This window comes from Streptomyces sp. LE64, assembly GCF_052606915.1.
Genome location: NZ_CP199708.1, coordinates 1029214 through 1043498 on the forward strand (window position 1 = coordinate 1029214; position 14285 = coordinate 1043498).

A 14285-nucleotide genomic window follows, 5' to 3' on the forward strand; every position below is an offset into this window, starting at 1 on the left:
CCCCGCCCCGCCCGCCCCGCACCCGCCGACCAGCCAGGAGAACCCGTGACCATCACCCAGCCCGACCTGAGCGTCTTCGAGACCGTGGAGTCGGAGGTGCGCAGCTACTGCCGCGGCTGGCCCACCGTCTTCGACCGCGCCCGGGGCAGCCGCATCCACGACGAGGACGGCCACGCCTACCTCGACTTCTTCGCCGGCGCCGGCTCGCTGAACTACGGCCACAACAACCCGGTGCTGAAACGCGCCCTGATCGACTACCTGGAACGGGACGGGGTCACCCACGGGCTCGACATGTCGACGGTCGCCAAACGGGCCTTCCTGGAGTCCTTCCAGAACCTGGTGCTGCGCCCCCGCGACCTCCCGTACAAGGTGATGTTCCCGGGCCCCACCGGCACCAACGCCGTCGAGGCCGCGCTGAAACTGGCCCGCAAGGTCAAGGGCCGCGAGTCGATCGTGTCGTTCACCAACGCCTTCCACGGGATGTCCCTCGGCTCGCTCGCGGTGACCGGCAACGCCTTCAAGCGGGCCGGCGCGGGCATCCCGCTGGTGCACGGCACCCCGATGCCCTTCGACCACTACCTCGACGGCCGGGTACCGGACTTCCTCTGGTTCGAACGGCTGCTGGAGGACCAGGGGTCGGGGCTGAACCACCCGGCCGCGGTGATCGTGGAGACCGTCCAGGGCGAGGGCGGCATCAACGTGGCGCGCCCCGAGTGGCTGCGTTCGCTGGCCGACCTGTGCGCCCGCCGGGACATGCTGCTGATCGTCGACGACATCCAGATGGGGTGCGGACGGACCGGCGCGTTCTTCTCCTTCGAGGAGGCGGGCATCGTCCCGGACGTGGTCACCGTCTCCAAGTCGATCAGCGGCTACGGACTGCCGATGTCGCTCTGCCTGTTCCGCCCGGAGCTGGACGTGTGGGAGCCCGGCGAGCACAACGGCACCTTCCGCGGCAACAACCCCGCGTTCGTGACGGCCACCGCGGCCCTGGAGACCTACTGGTCCGACGGGCCCGCGATGGAGAAGCAGACCCTGGCCCGCGGCCAGCAGGTCGAGGAGGCGCTGGGCGCGCTCACCGGCGAGCACCGCGCCGAGGTCAAGGAGTACCGGGGCCGCGGACTGGTGTGGGGCGTGGAGTTCCACGACAAGGGCCGGGCCGCCCGGGTGGCCCGGCGCGCCTTCGACCTCGGGCTGCTGATCGAGACCTCGGGCCCGGAGGGGGAGGTCGTCAAGCTCCTGCCCGCGCTGACCGTGACCCCCGAGGAATTGGACGAGGGCCTGCGCACCCTCGCCCGGGCGGTCCGCGAGACCGCCTGAGCCGTTCCCCGCGCACCGTCCCACCCGCATGCACGACAGAGAGGCAGCAGACAGTGATCGTCCGATCGTTCAAGGACCTCGACGGAACGGACCGGCACGTGAGGTCCCGTTCGGGGACCTGGGAGAGCAAGCGCATCGTCCTGGCCAAGGAGGGCGTGGGCTTCTCCCTGCACGAGACGGTCCTGTACGCGGGCACCGAGACGTCCATGTGGTACGCGAACCACGTCGAGGCCGTCGTCTGCGTCGAGGGCGAGGCGGAGCTCGTCGACGAGGAGAGCGGGGAGAAGCACCTGATCACCCCCGGCACGATGTACCTGCTCGACGGCCACGAGCGGCACACCCTGCGCCCGGTGACCGACTTCCGCTGCCTGTGCGTGTTCAACCCGCCGGTGACGGGGCGGGAGGACCACGACGAGAACGGCGTCTATCCGCTGCTGACCGAGGAGGGCTGACCATGACCGCCACCGCCGACCGCCGCGCGGACCTGTACCCGAGCCGGGGCCCCGAGGAGGTGACCGTGACCCGCCGGGACCCGGTGGTCTGGAACCACCTGGACGCCCCCGGGCCCGTCTCCCGCGAGGAGCTGGCCGCCTACGACGAGGACGGCTTCCTCACCGTCGACCGGTTGCTCGCCCCCGACGAGGTCGCCGTCTACCGCGCGGAGCTCGACCGGCTGGTGGGGGACCCGGCCGTCCGCTCCGACCCGCGCTCGATCGTCGAGCCGACCTCGCAGGAGATCCGTTCGGTGTTCGAGGTGCACCGGATCAGCGAGGTCTTCGCGGCCCTGGTCCGCGACGAACGGGTGGTCGGCCGCGCCCGGCAGATCCTCGGTTCCGAGGTGTACGTCCACCAGTCCCGGATCAACGTGAAGCCGGGGTTCGGGGCGTCCGGGTTCTACTGGCACTCCGACTTCGAGACCTGGCACGCCGAGGACGGGCTGCCGAACATGCGGACGGTGTCGGTGTCGATCGCGCTCACCGAGAACCTCGACACCAACGGCGGGCTGATGATCATGCCGGGTTCGCACCGCACCTTCCTCGGCTGCGCCGGGGCCACGCCGAAGGACAACTACAAGCGGTCGCTCCAGATGCAGGACGCGGGCACCCCGTCGCACGCCGCCCTCACCGAGCTCGCCGACCGGCACGGCATCCGGCTCTTCACCGGCCCGGCGGGCTCGGCCACCTGGTTCGACTGCAACTGCATGCACGGTTCCGGGGACAACATCACCCCGTATCCGCGCAGCAACGTCTTCATCGTCTTCAACAGCGTGGAGAACGCGGCCCAGGAGCCCTTCGCCGCCCCGGTCCGGCGGCCGGAGTACATCGGGGCCCGGGACTTCAGCCCGGTGCGTTGACGCGGGGCCCGGGGTGCGGCGACCGGAACCGCAGGGCCGCCGCACCCCGGGGTCACAGCAGGTCGAGCAGCCGGTCCACGTCGGCCTCGGTGTTGTAGAGGTGGAAGGCGGCCCTCAGGTTGCCCGCCCGGTCGGACAGCTGGACGCCGGCCCGGCCCAGCTCGCCCTGCCGATCCCCCAGGCCGGGCACCGACACCACCGGGGAACCCGGTGCCGGGACCGGGGCCAGCCCCCGTTCGGCGAGTCCCGCGCGGAACCGCCCGGCCAGGGCAAGGTCGTGCGCCCGGACCGCGTCGGTCCCCAACTCCTCCACCAGCGCCAGGGACTGCCGGGCCCCGGCGTAGGCGAACACGCTGTGGCTCTCGTCGAACCTGCGGGCCGAGCGGGCGAGTTCGGTGACCGGCCCGTAGCAGCTCGCCCAGGGGTCCTCGCCGGACGCCCAGCCGGTGAAGGTGGGCCGCAGCCCGCCGAAGTCCTCCGGCACCACCAGGAAGGCGACCCCGCGCGGGCACAGCAGCCACTTGTACGCCACCGAGGAGACGAAGTCGTACGCCCCGGCGTCCACGTCGAGCCAGCCGGCGCCCTGGGAGACGTCCAGGTAGGTGCGCGCCCCGTGCTCGCGGGCGGCCTCCCGCACCGCTGCCAGGTCGGCGACGCGCCCGTCCGCGGACTGCACCGCGCTCAGCGCGACCAGGTCGGTGCTCGGCACGACGGAGTCCGCGATCCGTTCCAGCGGCACCTCCCGGACCTTGAGGTCACCGCGGCTGTGGAAGGCGGCGACGGTGGAGCTGAAGTCCTGTTCGACGGTGAGCACCTCGGCCCCCGGCGGGAGCGAGGCGGCGATCAGTCCGGTGTACACCGAGACCGACCCGCCCGCCGCCACCCGCCGCTCCGGGACCGACATCAGCCGGGCGAAGGCCGCCCGGCTCGCCGCCACGTCCGCGAACATGTCGGCCGGCAGCCCGTCCGCGGCGGCCCGGGCAGCGGTGTGCATCGCGGCCACGGTCCGGGCCGGCAACAGCCCGGTGCTCGCGGTGTTCAGATAGGTCGTGCGGGGCGTGAACTCGGTGCGGACCAGGGTCCCGTCGAGAGTGTCCATGCCTCCACTGTGCCCCCGCGGCCCGCGCCCGGTCCACGGCGCCCGCCCGGTTCAGTCCAGCGGCTTGGACATGAACAGGGCGATCTCGCCCTCGGCGGGGGTGCCCAGGTAGAGGCTGGTGTCCAGCCCGCACACCGTGAAGCCCAGCCGTCGGTAGGCCCGCACCGCCGGCGCGTTGACGTTGGTGACCTCCAGCCAGAGGGTGCGGGCCCCCACCTCGCGGCCGTAGGACTCGGCCCGCGCCAGCAGCGCACCGCCGATGCCCCGCCCCCGGTACTCCGGATGCACGGTGACCTGCTCGACGTGGGCGCGCCGGTTCCACTCGACGTGCGCGACGGCGACGAAGCCGACCACCCGCTCCCCCTCCACGGCGACCACGGTGTGGTGCGCCCGCGGATCGCGCCGGGCGAGGTCGGCCTCCGGGTCCGCCGGGTACTCCTTGCGCAACGGCGGCTGCACCGCCACGCTGCGGATCTCGAACCCGGACTCCCCCGCGGTGACGTGCAGCACCCGGTCGGTGGTGAAGGAGTCGTCCAGGGCGTCCAGTTGGTCGTGGTCGGCGCTCCCGGCCGTCCGCATCTCGATCATCGGACCAGTCTCCCAGAGGTCGGGACGGGTGCGGCGGAGGACCGCGTCCGGTCGGCCGCGACCGCACCGGCCCGCGCGGCGCGGGTGCCGCCGAACGGGTGCGTTCCGCGGGGCGGACGGTTCCCCCGGGGGAACGGCGCGGGGACACCGTTCGTTAGGTCGGCATGACCGCTATGACCCCCGGCTCGAACCTTCCCCTCACCACCGCCAAGGTGGTGGTGGACGTCGCCGCGCCCGTACGGCTCGACGTCTCGGGCCTGCTGCTCACCGCCGACGGCAAGGTGCGCTCCGACGACGACTTCATCTTCTACAACCAGCCCGCGGGCGCGGGCGTGACCTACCGCTCGGGAGGCGGCACGGCGCCCGACGCGATCACCATCGACACGGCGGCCCTGCCCGCCGGCATCGAGAAGGTCGTGGTGACCGCGAGCCCCGATGCGGCGGGGCAGAGCTTCCAGGGCGTGGAGCCCACGGCCACGGTCCGCGACGCGGTCGGCGGGGGGACGATCGCCACCTTCACCCCGCCGCAGTTGGGCACCGAGACCGCGCTGGTGATCGTGGAGGTGTACCAGCGCAACGGCGCCTGGAAGGTGCGCGCGGTGGGCCAGGGCTACGCCAACGGTCTGGCCGGCATCGCCACGGACTTCGGCGTCACCGTCGAGGAGCCGACCGCGGCAGCTCCCCCGGCGCCCGTGCCCGCCCCGGCGCCGGTGACCCCCGCGCCGGTCGCGCCCCCGGTGCAGCCCGCGCCGCCGGCCCCGGCCGCGGCGCCCGCCGCACCGACGCTCGGCGCCGGCAAGATCAACCTCGACAAGGGGCGGGTCACCCTCCAGAAGAACCAGACGGTCTCCCTGGTCAAGGGGGGTCGTCCGCTGCTCTCCCAGGTGAAGATGGGGCTGGGCTGGGAGCCCGCGTACCGGGGCAAGGACATCGACCTGGACGCCTCGGTCATCGCCTACGGCCCGCAGCGCAACCACCTCGACAGCTGCTACTTCGGCAAGCTGTCGATCCTGAACGGTTCGATCAAGCACTCGGGCGACAACCTCACGGGGGAGGGCGCGGGCGACGACGAGGTCATCGTGGTCGACCTGGGCCGGCTGCCCCAGGAGGCGTCGGGCCTGGTGTTCACGGTGAACTCCTTCTCCGGCCAGAAGTTCACCGAGGTCGCCAAGGCGTACTGCCGGCTGATCGACGCGGCGACCGGCGAGGAGCTGGTCCGCTTCGACCTGACCAGCGCGCAGCCCCAGACCGGGGTGATGATGTGCAAGCTGATCCGCCAGTACAGCGGCGAGTGGGAGATGACCGCACTCGGCGACTTCGTCAAGTCGCGCACCGTGCGCGGGATGGTGAAGCCGGGCGCCCAGATCCTGTGACCCGAGGGAGCCGCCGGCCCGCGTGCGCGGGCCGGCCCCGGCTCCGGGGGGTCAGGACTGCCGGTGGGACCGGGCCTTGAAGGCCGCCTTCCGCGCCTGCTTGGCGACCGCCTTGTCGGGGTGGAGCCGTCCCATGGCCTCCAGCACCTCGGCCGTCGCGGGGTGCCCGACCTTCCACACCACGTCGAAGAACCCGGTGTGCTGGGCGGCGAGCCCCTCCACCAGGGCCTGCAACTCGTCCGAGTTGCCCTCGGCCGCGAGCTGGGCGGCCACCGTGTCGACGGTGAGCCAGAAGATCATGTCCTCACCGGGCGCCGGCACGTCGGCCGCCCCGTGTTCGGCGAGCCACACCCGGGCCAGCCCGCCCAGCTCCGGATCGTCGAGCACCTCCCTGAGCGCCGGCTCGGCCGGGCCGCCCACCAGGGCGAGCGCCTGCTGGCAGCAGAGCCGGCGCAGCGGTCCGTCCTCGTCCGTGCCGCGGGCGGCGGCCAGCAGTTCCCGGGCGGCGGCCAGGGGCTCGCGGTCGGCGAGCCACAGCGTGGTCTCGGTGCGGGCCGCCTCGGAGGGGAAGCGGGCCGTGCGGTCCAGGAGCACGTCGGCGCCCTTGTCGGCGAGGTCTCCCACCACGGGCGCCTCGACGCCGGCCTCCAGGATCCGGGCCCGCACCCCGTACAGTCCGAGCGGGGTGAGCCGGACCATGCCGTACCTGCTCACGTCGAGGTCGTCGGGGTCGTCGGGGGCGGGTTCCTCCGCGACGGTCCCGTCCTCGGCCATCAGGGCCTCGTCGACGGGCTCGTAGTCGACCAGCCCGAGCGGGGCCAGCATCCGGAACTGTCCGTCGAGCCGGAGCATCGCGTCGGACACCTCTTCGAGGACGTCGTCGCTGGGCTCGCCCATGTCGTCGGGGACGAGCATCGACGCGGCCAGCGCCGGCAGCGGCACCCGGCCGTCGAGCGGGCCGTCCTCGCTGGCGGTCAGCAGGTACAGGTTGCCGAGCACGCCCTCCAGGAACGCGGCCTCGGCCTCGGGGTCCCAGTCCAGTTCGGCGAAGTCGACGGTGCCGCCCTCTTCGAGGACGTCGACCAGCCCGTCGAGGTCGGGCACGCTGGCATCGGCGAGGACGGCGTCCAGCGCGGTCAGCCAGAGGCCGAGCACCTCGTGCGGGGTGCCCTCGGTGACCAGGGCCAGGTCCGCCCCGTGGATGACGGTGCCGCCTTCCCCGTCCTGCGCCCGGGGGGCCTCGTCCCCGGAGTCCTCCTCGTCGTCCTCGACGATGTCGAGCAGGCCCGTGTCGACGGCGATCCGCCATGCCTCGCTGGCGTCGGCGAGGGCGTCCTCGACCTCGTCGGGGGACCCGGCGGGCGCGGTGCCGTCGGCCGGCAGGAGGCCGAGTTCGACGGCCGCCGCGGGGAGCAGTTCCGTGGCGAGTTCGCCCCCGGCGCCCACCCGGCTCCCGGGGCCGGCCCACCGGGCCAGGCGGACGGCACGGGAGAACAAGGGGGAGGCGAGCGCGTCCCTGGCGAGTTCCGCCTCGGGGCGCAGCCGCACCGGGGGGAACGGGGAAGGATCGGTCATCGCGGGGGTCTCCTCCAGGCATACGGTCCGGCCGCTCAGCCTAGACGGGTTTCGGGACGGCCCCTCCGGTTCATGTACTCGTCACGCACTGCCGGTCGTCGGGGCCTTGACAACTCCACTGCCCACCCAAGAGATTGACGCGCGTAGAAACCGGTCGGTCACCGGTCGGAGCGAAACGTTCCGCTCAGGGCCGAAGCCCCCTGCCCCCGTCCGCTCGTCCCGGCTCCGGCGACCGCCGTCCCCCGCACCGTCCGCTTCACCCTTCGGAGGGACCCCCTTGCCGAGCAGCACCTCGACCCGCCTCGCCGCGCTCACCGTCGCCGCCGTGTGTTCCACGGTGGCGTCCACGGTGCTGACCGTCCCGGCCCGGGCGGCGACCCCCACGACGGACCGGGTCGCCATCCACGACATCCAGGGCACCACCCGCCTCTCCCCGCTCGTCGGCGCCCAGGTCACCGAGGTCCCCGGCACCGTCACCGGGGTCCGCGGCTACGGCTCGTCCAAGGGCTTCTGGTTCCAGAGCACCGTCCCGGACCGGTCGCCGGCGACCAGCGAGGGCCTGTTCGTCTTCACCGGAACGGCCCCCGCGGTCGCCCCCGGGGACGAGGTGCGGGTCTCGGGCACCGTCACCGAGTTCGTCCCCGGCGGCACGGCCGGCGGGAACCAGTCGCTCACCCAGCTCAGCCGCCCGACCGTGACCGTGGTGTCCAGCGGCAACCCGCTGCCCGCGCCGGTCACCCTCGACGGCCGTTCCGTCCCGGACTCCTACACCCCCGTCGGCGACCCGACCGCCGGGGGTTCGATCAACGGGCTGCCCCTGCGGCCCACCGTCCACGCCCTGGACCGCTACGAGTCCCTGGAGGGCATGAACGTCCGCATCGGCAGTTCCCGCGTGGTCGGGGCCACCGCGTTCAACGAACTGTGGGTGACGGTGAAGCCCGGCGAGAACGCCAACCGGCGCGGCGGCACCGTCTACGGCTCCTACCGGGACCAGAACACCGGACGCCTCAAGGTCCAGTCCCTGGCCCCGGTCGCCGAGCGACCCTTCCCCGCCGCGAACGTCGGCGACCTGCTGAAGGGCGGCGCGGAGGGCCCCCTCGACTTCAACCAGTTCGGCGGCTACACGCTGACCGCCCGGACCCCGGTCACGGTCGTGGACCGCGGGCTGGAGCGGGAGCGCACCCGCCCGCAGCACCGGCGCGAACTGGCGGTGGCCACCTACAACGTCGAGAACCTCGACCCGGGCGACCCGCAGGAGAAGTTCGACTCCCTCGCCGAGGCCGTGGTGACCAACCTCGCCTCCCCCGACGTCCTGGCCCTGGAGGAGGTCCAGGACGACAACGGGCGCACCGACGACGGCACGGTCTCCGCCGGGGTGACGCTCGCCCGGTTCACCGAGGCGATCGCCGCCCGCGGCGGCCCGCGCTACGCCTGGCGGTCCGTCGACCCGGCGGACGGCCGGGACGGGGGCGAGCCCGGCGGCAACATCCGCCAGGTCTTCCTCTTCAACCCGCAGCGGGTGTCCTTCACCGACCGGCCCGGCGGCGACGCCACCACCGCCACCGGGGTGGTCCGCCGCGCCGGCAAGGCGGCACTGACCCATTCCCCCGGGCGGGTGGCCCCCGCCTCGGACGCCTGGACGAACAGCCGCAAGCCGCTCGCCGGGGAGTTCGTCTTCCGGGGGCGCACCGTGTTCGTGATCGCCAACCACTTCGCCTCCAAGGGCGGCGACCAGGCGCTGACCTCGCAGTTCCAGCCGCCGGCGCGCTCCTCGGAGAACCAGCGGCACCGGCAGGCCACGGAGCTGAACGCCTTCGTCAAGGACATCCTGAAGGTCCAGCCCACCGCGGACGTGATCGCCCTCGGCGACATCAACGACTTCGCGTTCTCCCGGACCACGGAGCTGTTGGAGGACGGCGGCGCCCTGTGGTCGGCGGTCAGGTCGCTGCCGGCCGGGGACCGCTACTCGTACGCGTACCAGGGCAACAGCCAGGTCCTGGACCAGATCCTGGTGAGCCCATCGGTGCGCCGGGGCGGCTTCTCCTACGACACCGTGCACATCAACGCCGAGTTCGCCGACCAGAACAGCGACCACGACCCGCAGGTGCTGCGGGTGCGCCGCTGACCGGGGTCACGGCGCACCCGCCGGGGCCGGTCAGCGCGGTGCGAAGACCGGCTCCCACCGCCCCTCGCCCTGCCGCGGCCCGGTGCCGCTCAGCGGGGCGGCGGTGCCCCTCGCCACGTCCACCAGGACCAGCCGCCCGGTGGCCCCGGGGTCCGCACAGGACTTCGGTGCGCAGCTCCAGGTGATCACCTGGCCGCGGGCGGGCCAGGCCAGGGGCCGGGCCTCGGGCCGCTGTCCGCCGCCGGCGGGAGCTGCCGTCCCGGGCCCGGCCGGGACGGGGTCGCCGGCGTCCAGCGCGAACGCCTCGGCGAGCGTCCTCGACCGCGCGGGGGTGCCGTCGAGGTGACGGGCGCCCACGTCGGAGGGCGGCAGTCCGTTCGAGGGGTCGTGGCGGGCGTAGCCGAGGTCGGTGCGGGGCACGTGCACGTGCAGTCCGTCCCGGCTCCAGTCGAAGTCCGCGCGCACCTGGTCACCACCGGCACCGGCGGCGACCTCGTCCACGGTCGGCTCCGCGGTGTGCCACCGCTGGGTGCCGGAGCCGGTGTCGATGACGCCGAACCCGGTCCGGCTGAGTTCCGCGGGGCCCGCTGCGGTGCGCAGCACCGCGGGGTCACGGGCGTAGCGGGTCGCCACCAGTCGCCGTCCGTCGGGCGAGAAGGCGACGGCGGCGACCGGATGGCGCGCGGTGAGCCAACGGGTCACCTCCCCCGTGTCCAGGTCGACCAGACCGATCCGGCGCGTCGGCAACTCGCCCGCGAGGACCGCGGCGGTGCGCAGCCCCGGGGCGACGTCGACGTACGACCAGCCGACCGCGCGGTAGGTGCCGCTGGTGCGGTCGAGGAGCCGGTAGGCGCGGTCCTCGACGGTGCGGCCGTCGCGGTCGGTGCGGGTGGTGACGGTGTAGTGGGCGCCGAGCGCCACGTCGCCGGCCGCGACCAGTTCGCGGGGCGGGGACTGGTCGGGGCGGGCCAGCAGCGGCGAATCGCCGCGTGCGGAGGCCGGCTGGGCGCCCCACGGGTAGCCGGGCAGCCCCTGGGTCGCGGTGAGGCCGAGTCCGGCGACGGCCGCGATGGCGGCGGTGGCCGTCGCGGTCCGGACCCGGGCGCGCCGACGACGGGCGGCGAGCACCCGATCGGCCAGGTCGGCGGGCGCGGGCCGGTGGGCCGGGTCGTCCCGCAGCGCGTTCTTGAGCAGCTCTTCGAGGTTCACGGCCTCGCCTCCACGGGTGCGGCGCCGGCGGGGGACGCGGTCGACCCGCGACGGGGCGCCGGTCGGACGGGACGGACGGCGGCGGGCGGCGGCTCGTCCGGGAGTTCGGCCGCGCCGGACAGCACGTCCAGGTCGGGGGCGAGCACGCGCAGCCGGGCCAACGAGCGGTGCGCGGTGGACCGCACGGTGCCGACCGTGCAGTCCAGCAACCGGGCGACCTCAACCTCCGGCCGGTCCTCGATGTACCGGAGCACCAGCACGCTGCGCTGCCGGGGGGTGAGCCGGGCGAGGGCCTTGAGCAGGACGATCCGGAGCTCCACGGTGGCGTGGGCGTCCTCGGTCCCGGGGGCGCCGTCCGGCAGTTCGGGGACCACGGTCTCCCGGCGGGGCCACTTCAGACGCCAGCGGTTGACCTGTTGGCGGTACAGGGTGCGACGCACGTACGCCTCGTGGTCCTCGATGCGGTGCCAGCGGCCCACCGCCCTGAGCAGCGCGCCCTGGAGGAGGTCTTCGGCGGCGTGCCGGTCGCCCCCGCTGAGGAGGACCGCGGTCCTCAACAACGCCGCGGACCGGTGCGCCACGAACGTGCGGAACGCCTCTTCTGTTGCAGCGTCCATCTCCGCCTTCCCGTGTGGACGGGACGACGCCGGGCGGTGCCGTCCCGTTGTCGAGGACGGGTGGACGGGCGGGTGGCTATGCCCCGTCGTTCCCGGAAACGCGCGGCACCCCGGGAACGACCGGGCGGTCCGTGCGGACGGGAGCCCCCGTCCGCACGGACCGCCCGTGTGGCGCGCGTCAGTTGTGGCTGTGCAGGACCTCGTTGAGTCCGCCCCAGACGGCGTTGTTGGGTCGGGCCTCGACGGCACCGGTCACCGAGTTGCGGCGGAAGAGGATGTTCGAGGCGCCGGAGAGTTCGCGGGCCTTGACGACCTGCCCGTCGGGGAGGGTGATCCGGGTGCCGGCGGTGACGTACAGGCCGGCCTCCACGACGCATTCGTCGCCCAGGGCGATGCCGACGCCGGCCTCGGCGCCGACGAGGCAGCGCTCGCCGATGGAGATGATGACGTTGCCGCCGCCGGAGAGGGTGCCCATGGTGGAGGCGCCGCCGCCGATGTCGGAGCCGTCGCCCACGACGACACCCGCCGAGATGCGGCCCTCGACCATGGAGGTGCCGAGCGTGCCGGCGTTGAAGTTGACGAAGCCCTCGTGCATCACGGTGGTGCCGGCCGAGAGGTGGGCACCGAGGCGGACCCGGTCCGCGTCGGCGATCCGCACGCCGGTCGGGACCACGTAGTCCGTCATGCGGGGGAACTTGTCGATCGAGGTCACCTGGAGGTGCAGGCCCTCGGCGCGGGCGTTGAGCCGCACCGTTTCGATGGTGTCCACGGCGACCGGGCCGAGCGAGGTCCAGGCGACGTTGGCGAGCAGTCCGAACACGCCGTCGAGGTTCTGGCCGTGCGGCTTGACCAGCCGGTGCGAGAGCAGGTGCAGACGGAGGTAGGCGTCGTGGGCGTCGAGCGGCTTGTCCTCCAGGGAGGCGATGACCGTGCGGACCGCGATGACCTCGACGCCGCGCCGGGCGTCGGCGCCGAGGGCGCGCGCGGCGCCCACGCCGAGGAGTTCCACCGCACGCTCGGCGCTCAGGCGTTCCGTCCCGGCCGGGCCGGGCTCGGAGGTGAGCTCGGGGGCGGGGAACCAGGTGTCGAGGACGGTCCCGTCGGGGGTGACGGTGGCGAGCCCGGCGGCGGCGGCGCCGGTGGTGCGTGCAGCAGTCGTGTCGGTCATGGGGGAAACCTAACGGGCGGGGCGGCGGTGAGGCGAACCGGTGCCCGGTCCGCGCCCGGCCGTGCGACGGATCGGCCTCAGGCGCGCAGGAGGCGGCGGAGCATCTCGCGGGCGTACGCCTCGTCGTAGGGGACCTCGGTCAGCAGGACCTGGAGGAAGAGGCCGTCCACCAGGGCGCTCACGGCCCGGGCGGTGTCCGGGTCGGTCCGTTCGGCGAGCCGCCCGGTGACGTGCTCGGTCCACTCGGCGGCCACCGGCCGCAGCCCGGGTTTGCGCAGGGCGGCCAGGTACAGCTCGTACTCCCGCTCGACGCCGGTCCGCTCCCGGTGCAGCCACCGCCCCATCAGGGCGGCGATGCCGGCGGCGAGTTCGTCCTGGGAGCCGGTGGCGGAGAGCGCCTGGTCGAAGAGGTCCGCGGTGGACCGGTTGACCTGGCGCAGCGCCGCCACCAACAGCTCGTCCAGGGTGGCGAAGTGGTACGTGGTGGACCCGAGGGGGACGTCCGCCTCGGCGGCCACGGTGCGGTGGCTTAGCCCCTCGACGCCCCGGGCGCCGATGACGCGGATCGCGGCGTCGACGATCCGTTGCCGCCGGCCGGGGTCGTGACGGCGGGCCATCAGTGGGCCCCGCCGAGGTTCAGCAGTACGACGCCGGCGATGACGAGGGCGATGCCGCCGATCTTCGCGGCGGTCAGCGTCTCGCCGAGGAAGGCCATGCCGATGGCGGCGATCGCGGCGGTGCCGACGCCGGACCACACGGCGTAGGCGGTGCTGACGGACATGGTCTTGAGGCACTGCGCCAGCAGGGCGAAGGCGACGAGGTAGCCGCCGGCGGTGAGCACGGAGGGCCACAGCCTGGTGAAGCCCTCGCTGTACTTCATCGAGGTGGTGGCGAGGACTTCGAAGGCGATGGCGCCGGCGAGGAAGACGAATCCCATGCGTACGATCGTACACATCGTTGCGTACGCCCGTACGCAACGGCCCGCGCCCGGGTCCCGACACGCACGAGGGGCGCCACCGGATCGCGGTGGCGCCCCTCGGTCGGGCGTACGGAGCGGCTCGGGCTCAGACGTTGAAGCCCAGCGCCCTCAGCTGCTCACGGCCATCGTCCGTGATCTTGTCGGGGCCCCACGGCGGCATCCACACCCAGTTGATGCGCAGCTCGCTGACGAGGCCCTCGGTGGCCGACTTCGCCTGGTCCTCGATGACGTCGGTGAGCGGGCAGGCCGCCGAGGTGAGGGTCATGTCGACCGTGGCGATGTTCGCCTCGTCGACGTGGACGCCGTAGATCAGCCCCAGGTTGACCACGTCGATGCCCAGCTCGGGGTCGACCACGTCCAGCAGCGCCTCGCGGACCTCCTCCTCCGAGGCCGGCTTCATCAGGGTGTCGTTGTCCGTCATGCGGTCTTCGCCTCCTCCGCGAGGGCCTGGGCCGTCGCGTCCTTCCAGGCCATCCAGCTCAGCAGGGCGCACTTCACCCGTGCCGGGTACTTGGAGACCCCGGCGAACGCGACCGCGTCCTCCAGGAGCTCCTCCATCTCGTCGTCCGGTTCCACCCGGCCCTTGGACTGCATCAGTTCGAGGAACACGCCCTGGATCTCCTGGGCCTCGGCGAGTTCCTTCCCCACCAGCAGGTCGTTGAGCACCGACGCGCTGGCCTGGCTGATGGAGCAGCCCTGGCCCTCGTAGGAGATGTCGGCGATCCGCTGCCCGTCGTACTTGACCCGGAGCGTGATCTCGTCGCCGCACGTCGGGTTGGTGTGGTGCACCTCCGCGTCGCCGTCCCGCAGACCACGCCCGTGCGGGTGCTTGTAGTGGTCGAGGATGACGTCCTGGTACATCGAATCGAGCTTCACCGTGT

Annotated in this window: 15 protein-coding genes; 5 read left to right on the forward strand and 10 right to left on the reverse strand. The window is 73.4% G+C overall.

The genetic code is table 11. The features are described from left to right. Positions 1–45: 45 nt before the first annotated feature. From ectB to thpD, 3 genes are read left to right on the forward strand one after another with little or no spacing between them, the layout of a single operon-like run. Positions 46–1317: a diaminobutyrate--2-oxoglutarate transaminase gene (gene ectB, locus ACSMX9_RS04580; protein WP_445400160.1), complete on the forward strand. Its 1272-nt coding sequence runs from the start codon at positions 46–48 to the stop codon at positions 1315–1317. Positions 1318–1370: 53 nt separating this feature from the next. Beyond that, on the forward strand, positions 1371–1769 hold the full coding sequence (locus ACSMX9_RS04585; RefSeq protein WP_351244289.1) for an ectoine synthase: 399 nt from the start codon (positions 1371–1373) through the stop codon (positions 1767–1769). 2 nt (positions 1770–1771) lie between these two features. Beyond that, entirely contained in the window at positions 1772–2671 is a 900-nt protein-coding gene (gene thpD / locus ACSMX9_RS04590) for an ectoine hydroxylase (RefSeq protein WP_445400162.1), read from the forward strand. A 52-nt stretch (positions 2672–2723) separates the two neighbouring features. Here the strand turns inward: thpD and ACSMX9_RS04595 are convergent, their stop codons facing one another. Both ACSMX9_RS04595 and ACSMX9_RS04600 read right to left on the reverse strand, forming a co-directional pair. After that, positions 2724–3770, reverse strand: coding sequence for an aminotransferase class V-fold PLP-dependent enzyme (locus tag ACSMX9_RS04595; RefSeq protein ID WP_445400164.1), 1047 nt, complete (start codon positions 3768–3770; stop codon positions 2724–2726). A gap of 51 nt (positions 3771–3821) precedes the next feature. Next, on the reverse strand, positions 3822–4358 hold the full coding sequence (locus ACSMX9_RS04600) for a GNAT family N-acetyltransferase (RefSeq protein WP_445400166.1): 537 nt from the start codon (positions 4356–4358) through the stop codon (positions 3822–3824). Positions 4359–4531: 173 nt separating this feature from the next. Here ACSMX9_RS04600 and ACSMX9_RS04605 point away from each other — a divergent pair, with 173 nt between their 5' ends. After that, the gene (locus ACSMX9_RS04605; RefSeq protein WP_445402889.1) at positions 4532–5731 is read left to right on the forward strand and encodes a TerD family protein; all 1200 of its coding nucleotides are present in this window, start codon (positions 4532–4534) and stop codon (positions 5729–5731) included. 51 nt (positions 5732–5782) lie between these two features. On the opposite strand, the gene ACSMX9_RS04610 is transcribed toward ACSMX9_RS04605, so the two are convergent. Beyond that, positions 5783–7306 carry a hypothetical protein gene (locus tag ACSMX9_RS04610; protein WP_445400168.1) on the reverse strand — a complete coding sequence of 508 codons (1524 nt, stop codon included), beginning with the start codon at positions 7304–7306 and terminating at the stop codon, positions 5783–5785. A 277-nt stretch (positions 7307–7583) separates the two neighbouring features. Here ACSMX9_RS04610 and ACSMX9_RS04615 point away from each other — a divergent pair, with 277 nt between their 5' ends. Further along, positions 7584–9431: an endonuclease/exonuclease/phosphatase family protein gene (locus ACSMX9_RS04615; protein WP_445400170.1), complete on the forward strand. Its 1848-nt coding sequence runs from the start codon at positions 7584–7586 to the stop codon at positions 9429–9431. Positions 9432–9461: 30 nt separating this feature from the next. On the opposite strand, the gene ACSMX9_RS04620 is transcribed toward ACSMX9_RS04615, so the two are convergent. The 7 genes from ACSMX9_RS04620 to sufU form a co-directional block, all read right to left on the reverse strand. Then, complete coding sequence (locus ACSMX9_RS04620; RefSeq protein WP_445400172.1) at positions 9462–10640, reverse strand: hypothetical protein; 1179 nt, start codon at positions 10638–10640, stop codon at positions 9462–9464. After that, a complete protein-coding gene (locus tag ACSMX9_RS04625; RefSeq protein WP_445400174.1) occupies positions 10637–11257 on the reverse strand; it encodes a SigE family RNA polymerase sigma factor in 621 nt (206 codons plus the stop codon). The genes ACSMX9_RS04620 and ACSMX9_RS04625 overlap by 4 nt, the downstream gene beginning before the upstream one ends. 178 nt (positions 11258–11435) lie before the next feature. Beyond that, a complete protein-coding gene (gene dapD / locus ACSMX9_RS04630; RefSeq protein WP_445400176.1) occupies positions 11436–12425 on the reverse strand; it encodes a 2,3,4,5-tetrahydropyridine-2,6-dicarboxylate N-succinyltransferase in 990 nt (329 codons plus the stop codon). Between the two features lie 77 nt (positions 12426–12502). Then, positions 12503–13042, reverse strand: a complete 540-nt coding sequence (locus ACSMX9_RS04635) for a TetR/AcrR family transcriptional regulator (RefSeq protein ID WP_445400178.1) — start codon at positions 13040–13042, stop codon at positions 12503–12505. Continuing rightward, entirely contained in the window at positions 13042–13362 is a 321-nt protein-coding gene (locus tag ACSMX9_RS04640; RefSeq protein WP_351244307.1) for a DMT family transporter, read from the reverse strand. The genes ACSMX9_RS04635 and ACSMX9_RS04640 overlap by 1 nt, the downstream gene beginning before the upstream one ends. A gap of 127 nt (positions 13363–13489) precedes the next feature. Continuing rightward, the gene (locus tag ACSMX9_RS04645) at positions 13490–13825 is read right to left on the reverse strand and encodes a metal-sulfur cluster assembly factor (protein WP_351244309.1); all 336 of its coding nucleotides are present in this window, start codon (positions 13823–13825) and stop codon (positions 13490–13492) included. Continuing rightward, a complete protein-coding gene (gene sufU, locus ACSMX9_RS04650; protein ID WP_351244311.1) occupies positions 13822–14280 on the reverse strand; it encodes a Fe-S cluster assembly sulfur transfer protein SufU in 459 nt (152 codons plus the stop codon). The genes ACSMX9_RS04645 and sufU overlap by 4 nt, the downstream gene beginning before the upstream one ends. Between the last annotated feature and the right edge of the window lie 5 nt (positions 14281–14285).